Consider the following 14,239-nt stretch of genomic DNA (forward strand, 5'->3'; position numbering starts at 1 on the left):
GCCAGGCTACGCCGGGGTGGGGGCGCCCGGCGGCACGGTCACCGCCGGATCACCCCTGAGCACCTGGTCGACGTCGAACCGCACCGGGCGATCGAGCTGGTCGTAGCGGCAGGAGCGCGGATCACGGTCGGGTCGCCAGCGCACGAAGCGGGCGGTGTGTCGGAACCGGTCGCCCTCCATGGCGTCGTAGCCGACCTCCATCACCAGCTCGGGGCGCAGTGGCACCCAGTCGAGGTTCTTGGTGCCCGTCCAACGGCTGACCCCGCCGGGGATGCGCTGGCCGCGCTCGTGGTCGCCGTGCACCCACGGGTGCTCGGCGTCGGCCTCCCGGTAGGGGGCCAGCTCGTCGAGCAGCTCCTGCCGGCGGGCCATGGTGAACGAGGCGCTCACCCCGACGTGGTGCAGCACCCCGGCGTCGTCGTAGAGGCCGAGCAGCAGCGAGCCGACCACCGGCCCGGACTTGTGCCAGCGGAATCCGGCCACCACCACGTCGGCGGTACGGGCGTGCTTGACCTTGGCCATCAGCCGCTTGCCCGGTTGGTAAGGAAGATCGGCCGGCTTGACGATCAACCCGTCCAGCCCGGCGCCCTCGAACACCTCGAACCAGCGTCGGGCGGTCTCCGGGTCGGTGGTGACCTGGGTGACGTGCACCGGCGGCCGGACCCCGACCAGCGCCCGCACCAGGCGTTCCCGGCGGGCCGGGTAGGGCTGGTCGACCAGCAGCTCGTCGTCGAGGGCGAGCAGGTCGAAGGCGACGAAGTCGGCCGGGGTCGTCTCGGCGAGCAGCGTGACCCGCGAGGCGGCCGGATGGATGCGCTGGGCGAGCTGCTCGAAGTCGAGCCGGGGCTGACCGCCCGGCCCGTCGCGCCGGATCACGATCAACTCGCCGTCGACCGCGCACCGCTCGGGCAGCTGCGCCCGGACCTGCGCCACCACCTCGGGGAAGTAGCGGGTCATCGACTTGCCGCCCCGGCTGGCCAGCTCGACCTCGTCGCCGTCGCGGAACACGATGCAGCGGAAGCCGTCCCACTTCGGCTCGTAGGTCAGGCCGGGATCGGTGGGCAGGCGGGACACGCTCTTGGCCAGCATCGGCTCGACCGGTGGGTTGATCGGCAGGTCCACGGCGACCAGTCAACCAGACGCCACCGACAGTGGTGAGACAGATCACCGTCGGTCCAGGTCCGGCGTGTCCCGTCCCGACCCCCTCGTCCCGCGGATGCGGGCGGTGTCGGCGCGGCGCAGAGCTACCGTCGCCGGGTGGAGTGGTGGTGCGGTTGCTGCGGGCGCTGGCGGGTCACCGTCGAACTGGTCCGCGGCCGGCACCGCTACCGGCTGGTGCACCGCTACCCGGCCCGCCACGGCGGCGGCAAGAACGTGCTCGGCGAGGCGGCCACGGTCGCCGAGCTGGCGGAACTGCTCCGCCGGCACACCCCGCTCGACCTGGCCGACCTGCGCGAGGCCGGCTGAGCCCGCCCGGCTGAGCCCGCCCGGCCTGTTCTCCCGCCCGGCCTGTTCTCCCGCCCGGCCTGTTCTCCCGCCCGGCGAGTGCTCCCGCCCGGCCTGTGCCCGTCCGGCCCCGATGCCCGGCTCGGTCCGATGCCGCTGCGACCGGTGTCCGGTCGGGACGCGCGGGGCTGCCGGGTCACGTTCGAGCCGGCATCATCGTCAGGACGTGGGCGGCGCGCTGCGTGCCGCCGGTAGGGCCACGGGAGGCGACATGCGGTTCGAGGCGACGACCGAGGTCGACGCGGACATCGACACGGTCTGGGCGGTTCAGACGGACGTCGAGCGCTGGCCGGAGTGGACCGCCTCGGTCCGGACCGCCCGCCGGGGTGAGGCCGGGCCGTTGGCCCTCGGCGCGACCGCCTGGCTGGAGCAACCCCGGCTCCGTCCGACGTACTGGCGGGTCACCGAGATCGACCCGCCCCGCTCCTTTGTCTGGGAGTCCACTGCTCCCGGGGTACGCAGCCGGGGCGAGCACCGGATCGTGCCGCTGCCCGACGGCCGGGTCCGGGTGGAGCTGGCCCTGGTGTTCACCGGTCCGCTCGCCGGTCCGACCGGCTGGCTCGGCGGCCGGCTCGTGCGCCGCTACCTGCGGCTGGAGGCCGACGGGCTCAGGCAGCGCTGCGAGGCGGGCTGACTCGCCGGTCCTGGCCGTCGGCCCTAGGCTGGGCGGCGACCCTGGGAGGTGCGGTGTCCGAGTTGACATACCCCGAGGTGGGAGCGACCCGGCGAGGGCCGCTGCCGGCGGGCTACCACCACCTGCGGCACCGCTTTCTCATGCCGCCCGGCAGTTTCCTGGTCGCCGCCGAGGCCGTGCTGAGCTGGCGACTGCACCGGGCGGCCGGGGTGCGGGTGCGTACCGACGCGCTGCGGGCCGCGCCCGGCGTGCGGGTCACCCCGGGGCTCGGGGTGGGTCCGCTGCGGGTGTGGGGGCCCTGTGAGGTGGTCTGGGTGGCCGAAGGTGACCGGGAGGCCGGTTTCGGCTACGGCACCCTCCCCGGCCATCCCGAACGCGGCGAGGAGGCGTTCCTGGTCCGCTGCGACGCCGAGGGTGGGGTCAGCTTCGAGGTCACCGCGTTCAGCCGGCCGGACCGCTGGTTCACGACCGCCGCCGGGCCGGTCGGTCGCGCCGTCCAGCACGGGTACGCGCGCCGGCTGGCCCACACCCTGCGCCGACTCTGCGCCCACGCCTGACCTCGGCCGCCCCGCCGAGAACCCGCCCCACGGGGCGTTACCGCCGACAGCCAGCCCTGCACGGCCGCCCCGCCGCGATCCAGCCCTGCCTGGCCGTACGGCCGAGAGCCCACCCCGCTCGGCCCCCGCAGCCACCGGGCCGGCCGGGTCAGAAGCGGGCGAACGAGCGGATCGGCATCCGGGGGCCGAACCGGGGGGCCTGGATGCCGGCGGCGGCCAGCAGCAGGCAGACCCGCCCCCGGTGCCCCCGGAACGGGGCCAGCAGTTCGAGCATCCGGGCGTCGTCACCGCGCGCCTCACCGGCGAGCGCCCAGGCCACCGTGTTCGGCACGTGGTAGTCGCCGACGCTGACCGCGTCCGGGTCGCCGTACCCGATCCGGACCACCTCGGCGGCGGTCCACGGGCCGATGCCGGGGATCGCGGTGAGCCGCCGGGTCGCCTCGGCGCTGTCGGCGCACCGTTCCAGCCGGTCGGCCAGGGCGGCGGCCCGGCGCAGCGTGTCGGCTCGGCGCTGCTCCACGCCGAACGGGTGGAACACCCAGTACGGCGTGGCCGCCACGGCGGCCGGGTCGGGCGGCAGCAACAGCGGGAACGGCCCGGGTGCGGGCTCGGCGAAGTGCCGTACGGTCGCCGCGTACGCCCGGTACGCCTCGGGGCCGGTGACCTTCTGCTCGAAGACTGCCCGCAGCACCCGGGGGAAGAGCTGACCGGTGGCCGGCATCCGTAGCCCCCGGTGCCGGGCGGCCAGCTCGGCCACCAGCGGATGCGCGGCGGCCAGCTCGGTGAATCCGGTCAGGTCGTCGCGCAGGCCGGCGACGGCCCCGGCCCGCTCGACCACCCAGTCGGCGCCGGGCCCGTGGCCCTCGGCGACCAGCTCGCCGCCCTCGGGGCGCAGGGCCAGGGTGGCGGGGCCGACGGGGGTGCGGGTGGCCCACCAGAAGGTGCCGGCGGCGATCCGCGCACACGGGTCGTAGGGGCTGAAGGTGAGGGCCCGGACGGAGGCGGTGAGCCGGTAGTCGACCGGCGGTCGCAGCACCCGGCGTGCGGCCGGCTCGTCCCAGGTCACCCCGCTACTGTGCCATGCCTCCGGGCCGAGATCAGCCCTGCCCACGGCCGGCTGCTCGCGCGCCGGGGCGGAGATGGACGACACCGCCGACGCCCTGCACGTCGGCGGTGTCTCCATCCCGAAGCGGACCGACCGCCCGAGCGGCCGTGGGTGCGGGGTTGGGGGGACCTTCGACGGCGCGCGCCCGCTGGCGTGTGGCGCGTCCGTCGCCCTCGTCCGCTCCGGGGATTCGTGGGGGAGGGTCCGGCGGGTGGTACCGCGACGCCGGCCCGGTGGGGGCCGGCGTCGCGGCCGGGACCGTACGACATCTGCCGGTACGTCGACGGTCCTGATCCGTGACGGTGGCCGGTCGCGCCCTCCCCGGCTGCGACCGACCACCGTGTCCCGGCTGAGGCTGGATCAGTAGGTGTAGCCCCCGTCGCCGCTGCTCGATCCGCCCGAGTCACCGGCCGCCGGCGGGGCGACCGCCTTCGGGGTGCCGGTCGGCAGGCAGGTCAGGTTCTTCTTGCCGTTCGGGTCGACCACGAACCAGGTGCCCCCGACGCCCTGCCCCTTCCACTGGCCGGCCTTCTTGTCGCCGATGTAGCGGTAGACCGGCCAACCACCGATGGTGATCTGGCGGGTGCCGTCCTGGCGGGTGACGGTGCCGACCTTGTCGTCGGAGACACCCTGGAGCTGGGGGTTGCCGTCGGTCAGTGCGGGCGGCCAGACCTGCGCGCACTTGTCGACGCAGTTCGACGACGGCGGATCGTCGGAGTCCTTGTCGAAGCGGTACAGGATGAAGCCCTCCTGGTCCACCACCACGCTGCCCATTCGGGCGATCTTCTTACCGACGAGCTGGTCGGTCAGCTGGACGTTGGCCGGGGCCGGCGCCTGCTCGGCGGCCGGGGCCCCGGAGGCGCCGGGGGAGGCCGAGGCCTCCGGCTCGACCGCCGCGGTGGGCTCGGCCGCGGCGACGGCGACCGGCTCGGCGGCGCTGGAGTTCGCTCCGTCGTAGCCCGCAGGAGCGCAGGCCGTAAGTGCGACCACCGCGCTCGCGACGATGACGGTCGTCCGCTTGATCTTTGCCACGTGCCCTCCTCATTCTTGGCAGTTCACCGAGTAGTACGGAGCGTCCACTGTCAAGGTTGAACGATCGACAGTGGGCCATTTCACATCGAGGATGTTGAACCGTTCCGGCCGGCCGTACGTGTGCGCCAGCAGGGACACCGTTCGGCCCGGAAAAGCCGGAAACGGCGTCGACCCGATCGGTCGACGCCGTTTCCGGTGGTGGTTGTCAGGGGACGACGGTGACCAGTGGACTCGCCACCCCGTTGGCGTCCACCGACTGCACCTGCAACTTCGCGATCTCGCCACGCGACACCGAGGTGGAGGCCTCCAACTGGAGGTTCTGCGGGTTGGCGGTGGTGCCGTAACCCGTCCCCGGCACCGCCCAGGTGGAGATCACCTCGGTGGTGTCGTTCTTCCGGATCACCACCAGCCGGCAGGTGCGCGGGCCGGGCAGCCGGGTCAGGTTGAACCCGATCCAGGTGCCGTACTCCTTGTTGTCCAGCCACATGGTGGCCTTCACGCCGGTGCTGCCGTCGGTGGCGTCGAACTGGTCGCCCTCGATCTCGTTGCCGCCCACCGACGGCCCGGACCGGGTCGGTTGCGGGCTCGCCGGCCCGTCCACCTGCGTGGACCGGGTCGGCTCGGCGATCACCGGACCGGCGCCGCCGCCCGTACCCCCGAAGGTCGCCACCCCGACACCGCTCAGCACCCCCACCGCCACCACCGCGGCGGCCATCGAGAGCACCTGACGGAACCGGGCCTTGCGCCGGTGGGTGCGGACCGCGACCAGGGTACGGTCCAACAGGGCCGGATCCGTCGCGGTCTGCTCCATCGCCATCATCGTCTCGCCGTCGATGTCGGAGAGCAGCCCCACCACCGGGACCATCGTCTCCAACTCGGCGGCACAGGCCCAGCAGGTGGCGAGGTGCTCCTCGAACCGTTCGGTGTCCTGCACGTCCAGGACGCCGAGCGCGTACGCGGCGACATCCATGTGGTCTGCCCGGCTCATTCCGTCACCCCCCTCTCCTGTAGGGCCGTGCGCAGTGCGCGCAGCGCGTAGTAGACCCGCGACTTGGCGGTGCCCAGCGGCAGGCCCAGCTCCTCGGCCGCCTCCGGCACCGTCCGACCGCGGAAGTACGTCGCCACCAGGATCTCCCGGTGCGACTGACTCAACGTCCGCAGCGCGTCCGCCACCGTCATGGTGCGCAGCACCCGGTCGGTGCTGTCCGCCTCGGCGAACGCCGTCAGGTCCCGGTCGTACGTCTCGGGCGGGCGGGCCTGCTCGCTGCGGTGCTCGTCGATGGCGATCCGCCGGGCCACCGTGACCAGCCAGGGACGCAGCGAACCCTGGCCCTGTACCCCCAGCCGGTGCGCGTTACGCCAGGCCCGCAGCAGCGTCTCCTGGACGATGTCCTCGGCGCGCTGCCGGTCACCACCGGTCAACCGCATCACGAACATCAGCAACGGACCGGCGTGCTCGGCGTAGAGCAGCCGGACCAACTGGTCGGAGTGGCTCGCCTCCGGCGACGACGGGGTGGCCTGGTGCCGCCCAGGCGCCGATCGCGGAGTCACCGGGCCATTCTGGCGATCGGTGGGTCCGGCGTCGACCCCCCGGCTTGACCTCGAGGCACGGGACTGCGGCTGGGCCCGGGCGAACATCCACCCTGGCCTGGCCAATTCGCCGTGCAAGCCGGCCGCGACCGCACTCATCCAGACCTCCTGCTGTCCACCGACATCAGCGGGCCCACGGGGAGGGCGCCGCCCGGTGATACGGACGGCTCTTCCCCGCGGATCAACGGCGGACCGAAAAAATTCCTGGCGGGGGCGGGATGGAGTCGGTGGCGTCCGCGTCGGTGACCACCGCGGCACCGGCCGCGAACCGGTCCAGCTCGTCGCCGGCCAGCACCCGACCAGGGAACCAGTCCCCGGCCGCGCGCCGGGTCAGCTCCGGCACCGGCGGCTCGACCCGCCCCGCCACCAGCACCAGGTTGCCGTGCCGACGCCCGCGCAGCACGGCCGCGTCGCCGACCAGGGCGGCCCGGGGCAGCACCGACCGGACCGTGGCCACCTGCGCGCGGGTGTGTCGCAACGGTGGACCGTCGGCCAGGTTGGCCAGGTACCAGCCGGTGGGCGCGAGCACCCGGGCCACCTGCCCGGCGTACTCCACGCTGGTCAGGTGCGCGGGGGTACGCGCACCGGCGAAGACGTCGGCCACCACCACGTCGTACCCGGCGTCCCGGGTGGACTCCAGGGTGGCGCGGGCATCGGCGACCCGCACCTTCAACCTCGGATCGGCCGGCCAGGGCAGCTCCCGGCGGACCAGCTCCACCAGCGCGCCGTCCACCTCGGCCACCCGCTGCGTCGATCCGGGCCGGGTGGCCTGGACGTACCGGGGCAGGGTCAGCGCGCCGCCGCCCAGGTGCAGCACCCGCAGCGGCGTGCCCGCCGGGGCGATCAGGTCCAGCGCCGCGCCGAGCCGGCGGACGTACTCGAACTCCAGGTGCGTCGGGTCGGCCAGGTCCACGTGCGACTGCGGGGCGTCGTCGAGCAGCAGCGTCCACGAGCGGGGCCGGTCCGGGTCCGGCACCAGCTCGGCCCGGCCGGTGTCGACCGGCGCGACGATCCGGTCGTCGCCACGACGGCGGCCCATCAGCGGCACCCCCCACGACGGCGGCCCATCAGCGGCGCACCCGACCGTGCCGGGTGGCCATGGTCAGTGCCCGGTGCAGTAGCCGCGCGTCGCCCAGCAGCCCCCGCAGCCGCCGCTCCAAGCCGGCGATCGGCACCAGGTTCTGCGGGGCCCGCGGGTCCTTGTACGGCGACGAGGCGAACCGGGGCAGGGTGACAAGCGACAGGTCGGCCATTGCGATCGCCTCCTGCGGTGGCAGGTCGGCCGAGCACTCCAACCGGACGACACCGGCCCAGGGCGCGCCCACCGTCACCGGCAGCCGCAGGTACCACGACCAGCCGCCCCAGGCGGTGCCGAGCCGGAACACCGGGGACCGCTCGCCGGAGCCCAACCCGGTGACCACGGCGGTGAGCCGGGCGTCGAGGTACTGACTGTGCTGGGTCTTGATGTAGCCCAGGGCGCGCGGCAGTTGCCGGCGGGCCCGTAGCGGACCGTCCACCACCAGCAGGTCCCCGTCGGTGCGGGCGGCATCGGAGACGGCCACCTCCAACGCGGTCAGCGGGGCCTGCACCGCCGCCGGCAGCTTGCTCAACTCACCGGTGCCGCCGACCCGGTGCACCGGGTAGCGCACCTGCCCGCACCGCACCTCCTGCGCCGACGGGCTGGCCGTGAACAGACCCCGGCCCACCCGCGCCCCGGCCAGCTCCGCCGCGCCGCGTTCCAGGTCGCAGCGGACCACCCCGGCCGCGTACGAGGCGGCGATCCCCGGGTACGAGGCACCGTCCTCCTCGGCCGTCCACACGCTGGCGTCGATCCGGCGTACCCCGTCGACGAGCAGCACGACCGCCGGGGCGGCCACCCCGGGGCGGGGGCCGATCGCCCGCCAGTCCACCGCCGGCAGCTCCACGTCGGCGTCGACCTGGGCGCTGCTCGGCGTCGCCGGCCCGCCCGGGGTCGCCTCGAACGACGCCCCGTAGGACGGATCCCAGGTGTCCACGAAGAGCCGCGGCCCGGTCACGTCACCCTCCGCTGCGCTGCGCTCCTCGCGCTCACGGTGCCAGCCTTTCGTTTGCGGCTGCGGGGCTGCGCTGCGCTGCACTCCTCGCGCTCACCGGCCGGTCCGTTCGATGTGGGCGGTGCGGGCGTCCTTGCGGACCTCGAAGCGCACCGGAATCCGTTCGGCCAGCGCCGGCACGTGGGTGACCACGCCGACCATCCGGTCACCCCGGGCGGCCAGGCTCTCCAGGGTCGCGGCGACGATGTCCAGGGTGGCCGCGTCGAGGGTGCCGAACCCCTCGTCCAACACGATCGACTCCAGGCTGGCCGCCGTGGTGGACATCCCGGCGAGTTGCTCGGACAGGGCCAGCGCCAGGGCCAGCGACGCCTGGAACGTCTCCCCGCCGGACAGCGTCCGCACCGCCCGGCGCAGCCCCGCGTCGTGGTGGTCGACCACGAAGAACTCGCCCTTGTCGTGGACCAGGTCGTACTGACCCTGGGACAGCTCCCGCAGAATCCCCGACGCGCCCCCGACCAGCAGGTCCAGCGCCTCGGCCAGCAGCCACCGCTCGAAGTTGTTGGCCCGCAGGTGCCCGGCCAGCGCGCGGGCGGTACGCGCCTGCTGCTCGTGCCCGGCGCGTTGTTCCCGCAGTTCCAGGGCCTGCGCGCGACGTTCGGTGATCCGCCGCAGGTCGGCCTCGGCCCGCTCGGCGGCCACCGCGACCGCCTGCGCCGGGTCGTCGGCGGGGCGCAGCCCGGCAGCGCTGAGCAGGCCGGCGATCCGCTCCTCGACCGCCTCGGCGGCAGACTGCGCCTCGGTCACCGAGGCGACCAGTCCGTCCCGGTCGGCCTGCCGCTGCCGGGCCTGCGCGCCGGCCCACTCGACCAGGGTCGTCCAGGCGGCGCCGACGTCGTCCCGGTCGGCGGCCGGCGGACCGAACCGGGCCAGTCCGTCCCGGGTGGTGTCGAAGTCCCGCCAGGCGGCCCGCAGCCGTTCCTCGGCGGCGTCCGCCGCCCCCCGGGCCCGCCGGGCGGCGTCCCGGCCGGTACGCACCGCCGCCGCCGCCTCGTCCAGCGCCTGCCGCAGCCGGGCGTGCTCGGCGAGCTGGTCGTGCAGCGCCGCCGGGCTGGCCGCACCGGCGAGCTGCCCGGCCAGGTCGGTCAGCCGGCCGCGCAGCTGGTCGTGCTGGGCCCGGACCCGCACCAGCATCCGGTCCCGCTCCCGGGCCGCCGCGTCCCGCTCGTCGACCAGCGCCTGCGCGGCCTTGCTGGCCGCCCGAGCCGTCTTGCCGGCGGCGGTCGCCGCCGCCACCGCCGAGCCGGCCGGCACCGGAGGCACCCGGGGCACCGGCTGCGCGCACACCGGGCAGGTCGCGCCGTCGACCAGGTGGGCCCGCAACGCGACCGCCTGGTCGGTGGCCTTGGCCTCCTCGTGCGCCCGGAACGCCGCCTCCAGCTCGGCCTCGGCCCGCGCCGCCGCCTCCCGGGCCGCGTCGAGCGCCGCCACCGCCGCGTCGTGCTCGACCCGCGCCGCCTCCAGCGCCGCGCCGACGGTGTCCGCCTCGCCGGTCAACCGTTCCGCGTCGGCGTACGCGCGCAGCAACAGCCGCAGCGCGCTCTCGTCGCCCGCGCCGGCCAGCTCGCCGCGCAGCTTCTCCTCCCGCTCCTCGGCCAGGGTCACCGTGCGGGCCGCCGCGTCGACCGCCTCCCGGGCCGCGCTCACCGCGCGGGCCACCTCGGCCACCCCGGCCGGGGCCCGCACCCCGGCCAGCCCGGCCAGATCGGCGTCGAGCGCGGCCAGCGCCGCCGTGGCCGCCCGCGCCGTCGCCCGCGCCAGCTCCCGCTCCGGTACGGCCGCCGCGACCACCCCGGACAGCGCACGAATCCGTTCGACCTGGGCGGACGCGGCAGCCAGCGTCTCGTCGTCGACGTCGGTCAACCCGCCGAGCACCCGGGCGACCGCCTCCAGCTTCGCCTCGGCCTGCCCGGCCCGCTCGGTGGCCCGCTTCTGCACGTCCTCGTAGACGCCGAGACCGAGCAGGTTGACCAGGATCTGTTGCCGGGTGGCCGGCTTGGCGTGCAGGAAGTCGGCGAACTGCCCCTGCGGCAGCACCACGCAGGAGGTGAACTGCTCGTACGGCAACCCGACCGCGTCCAGCACGGCCTGTTCCATCTCGGCCGGGGTGCCGGCCAGCACCTCGCCCAGATCCTCCGGGCTGAGGCCGGTGTCCAGCTTGGTGATGTCGAAGCCGGGCGGCATCAGCTGTAACCCGGCATTGGCTGTCTTGACGGTGCCGCGGCCGTCCCGGCGGACCACCCGGGTCGCCACGTACCGGTCGCCGGCCGACTCGAAGACCAACCGGACCCGGGCCTCCACCGCCGACGGGGCGAGCGCGTTGGCCAACCCCCGGCTGCCACCCCAGCGGGGCACCGAGCCGTAGAGGACGAAACAGATCGCGTCCAGCACCGTCGACTTGCCGGAGCCGGTCGGCCCGACCAGGGCGAAGAAGTCGGCGTCGGTGAAGTCGACGGTGGTCTCGTCGCGGAAGACGGTGAAGCCCGCCAGGTCCAGCCGCATCGGTCGCATCAGCGCTCCGCCTCCTCCAGCAACTCGTCGAAGAGCTCCCGGACCCCGTCGTCGTCGTGGCCCCGGCTGCCCAGGTAGTCGGCGAACAGCTCGCGGGGGGACCGGCCGGCCCGTTGGGCGACCCGGGTGCCGCTGCCCGGCGCGGGCAGCAGCTCCGGGTCGATCCGGATCTCCAGCGCGCGGGGGAGCAGCTCCTGCACCTCCTCGCGCAGACCGGCCCGGGGCTGTTCGCGGACGAACACCCGCAGCCAGCCCTCCGGCGGAGTCGCCTCGGCCAACTGGGCGAGGGTGCCGCGCACCGTCCGCAGCGGCACCGCCGCCGGCACCGGCACCTCCCGGATGCGCGCGGCGGAACGCGCGCTCACCTCGACCAGCGTCACCGAGCAGACGTTCTCCTGCTCGCCGAAGTCGACCGCGAGCGGGCTGCCGCTGTAGCGGACCGGGCACGGCCCGATCACCCGCTGCGAGCGGTGCAGGTGCCCCAGGGCCACGTAGTGCGCGTTGCCCGGGAAGACCGTCGCCGGCACGGCGTAGCCCAGCACGGTGTGCGCGTCGCGTTCGCCGCCGCCGGTGGTCGCCCCGACCACGGTGAGGTGGGCGGTGACCAGGTGCACCCGGTCCGGTTCGGTGAAGCCCTCGGTCAGCTTCGCCAGCACCCGGCCGAGGTGGTCGGCGTACGTCTGGGTGGCCTCGGCGGCGGTCAGCTCGTACATCTCCACCGCCCGGACGGCGTACCGCTGGGAGAGGAAGGGCAGCGCGGCGAGCTGCCACCGCTCCCCGTCGGCGGTGACGCCGTCGATGACGTGCTCGGCCGGGTTCTCCCGTACCCCGCCGCGCAGGGTGATGCCGGCCGCCTCCGCCCAGGGGCGCAGCGCGTCGAGGGCCTGGCCGTTGTCGTGGTTGCCGCCGATCGCCACCACGTCGGCCCCGGTCCGGCGCAGCGCGGTCAGCGCCCGGGTGACCAGCCGGGTCGCCTCCGGGGTGGGGGCGGCGGTGTCGTACAGGTCGCCGGCGACGATCACCAGGTCGGGGCGTTCGGCGTGGGCGATCTCGATGACCCCGGCCAGCACCTGCTTGTGCTCCTCGGCCCGGGACTGTCCCTTGAGCACCTTGCCGACGTGCCAGTCGGAGGTGTGCAGGATCTTCATGGCTGCCAGCCCCCTAGAACGGGATGTCGTCGTCGGCGCCGCCCGAACCGACCACGGCGAACGGGTCGACCGAGCCGGTGATCGAGCGCAGCGTCTCCGACGGGGCCCGGCCGGCCTCGGAGACCCGGGTCGCCCAGGCCGGGAAGGGGAACTCCAGGCAGAGCGGAACCGGGATGTCCGGTTGGTTGACGAACATCGTGCCCGGCTTGGCCAGCAGCGCCCGCTGCCGCTGGGCCGGCGGGAGGAAGCCGTACTCCGGGCGGGACGCCTCGGCCGGGTCGAGCCGGCCGACCACCCGGATCGCCGAGTTGGTGACGATCCGTCGCTCCACCTCGCTCGCCGTCTGCTGCGCGCCGACCAGGATCACCCCGAGCGAGCGGCCCCGCTCGGCGATGTCGAGCAGCACCTCCTTGATCGGTGAGGAGCCCTCCCGGGGCGCGTACTTGTTGAGCTCGTCGAGGACGACGAAGAGCAGCGGCTTGGCGGTGCCGGCCTTCTCCTTGCGCTCGAACTCGCCGCGCAGCGTCACCCCGACCACGAAGCGCTGCGCCCGGTCGGGCAGGTTGTGCAGGTCGACGACGGTGACCTGGGCGCTCTCGGCGGTGTTGATCGCGTGCGGGCGGCGGGTGGCCAGGTCGCCCCGGATCAGCCGGCCCAGGTCCTTCTTGCTGCCGATCAGCCGGCGGGCGAAGGCGTTGACCGTGCCCAGGCCGACCGCGCTGCCCGCCCAGTCGCCCCGGGTCTCGTCGTCGTTGAGTTGGTCGACCACATGGTCGACCAGGTCGGCGTAGGAGCCGAGCCGCACCCCGTCGATGCTGACCCCACCGTCGGCGGGCTGGGCGTAGCGGGCCAGGTGGGCGGTGACCGAGTGGACCACCATCGTGTACTGCTGGCGTTCGTCGTCGGCGTCGGCGAAGACGTACGGCAGCAGCCGGTCGGCGCAGAACTCGCTCAGCGTCCAGTAGAAGGCGTCCACGCCGGTGAGCCGGCTGCTCACGTCGGGGGTGCCGGAGGCGTCGCCGACCCTGGGCGGGGCGTACACCCGCACGTCGGGGAAGGCCCCGGCGGCCAGCCCCAGCTTGGCGTACGCGGCCCGGGTGGGATCGTCGAGGCGGGCGTTGGGGTGGTCGAGGAAGAGCAGGTCCTCGCCCTTGACGTTGAAGATCAGCGCCTTGGCGTTGACCGCGTCGCCGCCGAGCACCCCGGAACGGAAGACCGAGTAGAGCAGGAAGGTGGCGAAGCTGGTCTTGGTGGCCACCCCGGAGATGCCGGAGATCGACACGTGCGCGCCCCGGCTGCCGTCCAGGAAGTCGGCGTTGAGGTAGACCGGGACGCCGTCGCGGCCCATCCCCATCGGGATCCGCCGCTCCATCCGGTCGAAGTGCAGCGCGCGGGCGCGGGCGTCGCCCTCGGCCCGGTGGACCGTCGCGCCCGGCGCGGGCGGCACGTACAGCTCGGGGTCGACCCGGGTGGTGGTGATCTCGGCGGCCTCCTGCACCTGGGCCGGGAGGGTGCCGTCGGCGATGGCGAAGACGTCCGACTCGAACTGGGCGCCCTCGTGTCGGGCCCGGACCTGGGTGACCACCCCGGCGATGGTGACCGGTTCCCGGTCGGGCAGCTCGCGGCGGGTGACCACCACGTCGTCGAGCTGGAGGTAGCTGCCCGGCGAGACGGCCGTCCAGAACTGCAACGGGGTGGCGTCGGCGGTGCCGAGCACCCGACCGACGGGCTCGCCGGGGCTGTCGATCCGGCCGTCGATCCGGTCGTCGGTCATCCGCGGGCTCCGGTCAGCTGGTCGTCTCGGTCAGGGCGCACGCCCTGCATCCTGCCCGAGGAGTGCGACAGGTTGCCACGCGACGCGGCGGACACCACGTCGGGCGGGCGACCGGTTGGCCGGCTCGGCGACCGTTGCCGCCCGTTGCGGTGACCGGTCGGCATCGGCCCGTCACCCGCGGTGGATGTTCCGGCCCGGGGTGGCGTCGTTTCGGCAGGTGGCGGGGGGTACCGGGAATCTCTCGAAAAAAACCCCACCTTGGGCGTGACAGAAAAGGGCCGGTTGGGCTCAG

At 74.6% G+C, this 14,239-nt stretch carries 13 protein-coding genes; 3 read left to right on the forward strand and 10 right to left on the reverse strand.

Annotated elements, in window-relative coordinates:
• Nucleotides 1-6: 6 nt before the first annotated feature.
• Nucleotides 7-1,122, reverse strand: coding sequence for an ATP-dependent DNA ligase (locus tag ACIG87_RS20170; protein WP_396852246.1), 1,116 nt, complete (start codon nucleotides 1,120-1,122; stop codon nucleotides 7-9).
• 135 nt (nucleotides 1,123-1,257) lie between these two features.
• Here ACIG87_RS20170 and ACIG87_RS20175 point away from each other — a divergent pair, with 135 nt between their 5' ends.
• The 3 genes from ACIG87_RS20175 to ACIG87_RS20185 all read left to right on the forward strand — a co-directional run bounded on the left by ACIG87_RS20175 (nucleotide 1,258) and on the right by ACIG87_RS20185 (nucleotide 2,697).
• Nucleotides 1,258-1,467: a hypothetical protein gene (locus ACIG87_RS20175; RefSeq protein ID WP_396852247.1), complete on the forward strand. Its 210-nt coding sequence runs from the start codon at nucleotides 1,258-1,260 to the stop codon at nucleotides 1,465-1,467.
• A gap of 250 nt (nucleotides 1,468-1,717) precedes the next feature.
• Nucleotides 1,718-2,140 carry an SRPBCC family protein gene (locus ACIG87_RS20180; protein ID WP_396852248.1) on the forward strand — a complete coding sequence of 141 codons (423 nt, stop codon included), beginning with the start codon at nucleotides 1,718-1,720 and terminating at the stop codon, nucleotides 2,138-2,140.
• Between the two features lie 53 nt (nucleotides 2,141-2,193).
• Entirely contained in the window at nucleotides 2,194-2,697 is a 504-nt protein-coding gene (locus tag ACIG87_RS20185; RefSeq protein WP_396852249.1) for a DUF1990 family protein, read from the forward strand.
• A 148-nt stretch (nucleotides 2,698-2,845) separates the two neighbouring features.
• On the opposite strand, the gene ACIG87_RS20190 is transcribed toward ACIG87_RS20185, so the two are convergent.
• From ACIG87_RS20190 to ACIG87_RS20230, 9 genes are all read right to left on the reverse strand, one after another.
• The gene (locus ACIG87_RS20190) at nucleotides 2,846-3,763 is read right to left on the reverse strand and encodes a DNA-3-methyladenine glycosylase family protein (RefSeq protein WP_396852250.1); all 918 of its coding nucleotides are present in this window, start codon (nucleotides 3,761-3,763) and stop codon (nucleotides 2,846-2,848) included.
• Between the two features lie 399 nt (nucleotides 3,764-4,162).
• Complete coding sequence (locus ACIG87_RS20195; protein ID WP_396852251.1) at nucleotides 4,163-4,834, reverse strand: hypothetical protein; 672 nt, start codon at nucleotides 4,832-4,834, stop codon at nucleotides 4,163-4,165.
• Nucleotides 4,835-5,039: 205 nt separating this feature from the next.
• Nucleotides 5,040-5,822 (reverse strand): anti-sigma factor family protein, encoded by a 783-nt coding sequence (locus ACIG87_RS20200; RefSeq protein ID WP_396852253.1) that lies wholly within the window; start codon nucleotides 5,820-5,822, stop codon nucleotides 5,040-5,042.
• A complete protein-coding gene (locus ACIG87_RS20205) occupies nucleotides 5,819-6,523 on the reverse strand; it encodes a sigma-70 family RNA polymerase sigma factor (RefSeq protein ID WP_396852255.1) in 705 nt (234 codons plus the stop codon). Before ACIG87_RS20205 ends, ACIG87_RS20200 begins: the two co-directional genes overlap by 4 nt.
• 82 nt (nucleotides 6,524-6,605) lie before the next feature.
• Nucleotides 6,606-7,463, reverse strand: coding sequence for a spermidine synthase (locus tag ACIG87_RS20210; protein WP_396852256.1), 858 nt, complete (start codon nucleotides 7,461-7,463; stop codon nucleotides 6,606-6,608).
• A gap of 28 nt (nucleotides 7,464-7,491) precedes the next feature.
• Complete coding sequence (locus ACIG87_RS20215; RefSeq protein WP_396852257.1) at nucleotides 7,492-8,460, reverse strand: hypothetical protein; 969 nt, start codon at nucleotides 8,458-8,460, stop codon at nucleotides 7,492-7,494.
• A 90-nt stretch (nucleotides 8,461-8,550) separates the two neighbouring features.
• Nucleotides 8,551-11,025 carry an AAA family ATPase gene (locus ACIG87_RS20220; RefSeq protein WP_396852258.1) on the reverse strand — a complete coding sequence of 825 codons (2,475 nt, stop codon included), beginning with the start codon at nucleotides 11,023-11,025 and terminating at the stop codon, nucleotides 8,551-8,553.
• Entirely contained in the window at nucleotides 11,025-12,173 is a 1,149-nt protein-coding gene (locus tag ACIG87_RS20225) for an exonuclease SbcCD subunit D (protein ID WP_396852260.1), read from the reverse strand. The genes ACIG87_RS20220 and ACIG87_RS20225 overlap by 1 nt, the downstream gene beginning before the upstream one ends.
• A gap of 13 nt (nucleotides 12,174-12,186) precedes the next feature.
• A complete protein-coding gene (locus ACIG87_RS20230) occupies nucleotides 12,187-13,947 on the reverse strand; it encodes an ATP-binding protein (protein WP_396852261.1) in 1,761 nt (586 codons plus the stop codon).
• Nucleotides 13,948-14,239: the final 292 nt, after the last annotated feature.

The sequence above is a fragment of the Micromonospora sp. NPDC051925 genome (assembly GCF_044548625.1).
Taxonomy (GTDB): Bacteria; Actinomycetota; Actinomycetes; order Mycobacteriales; family Micromonosporaceae; genus Micromonospora.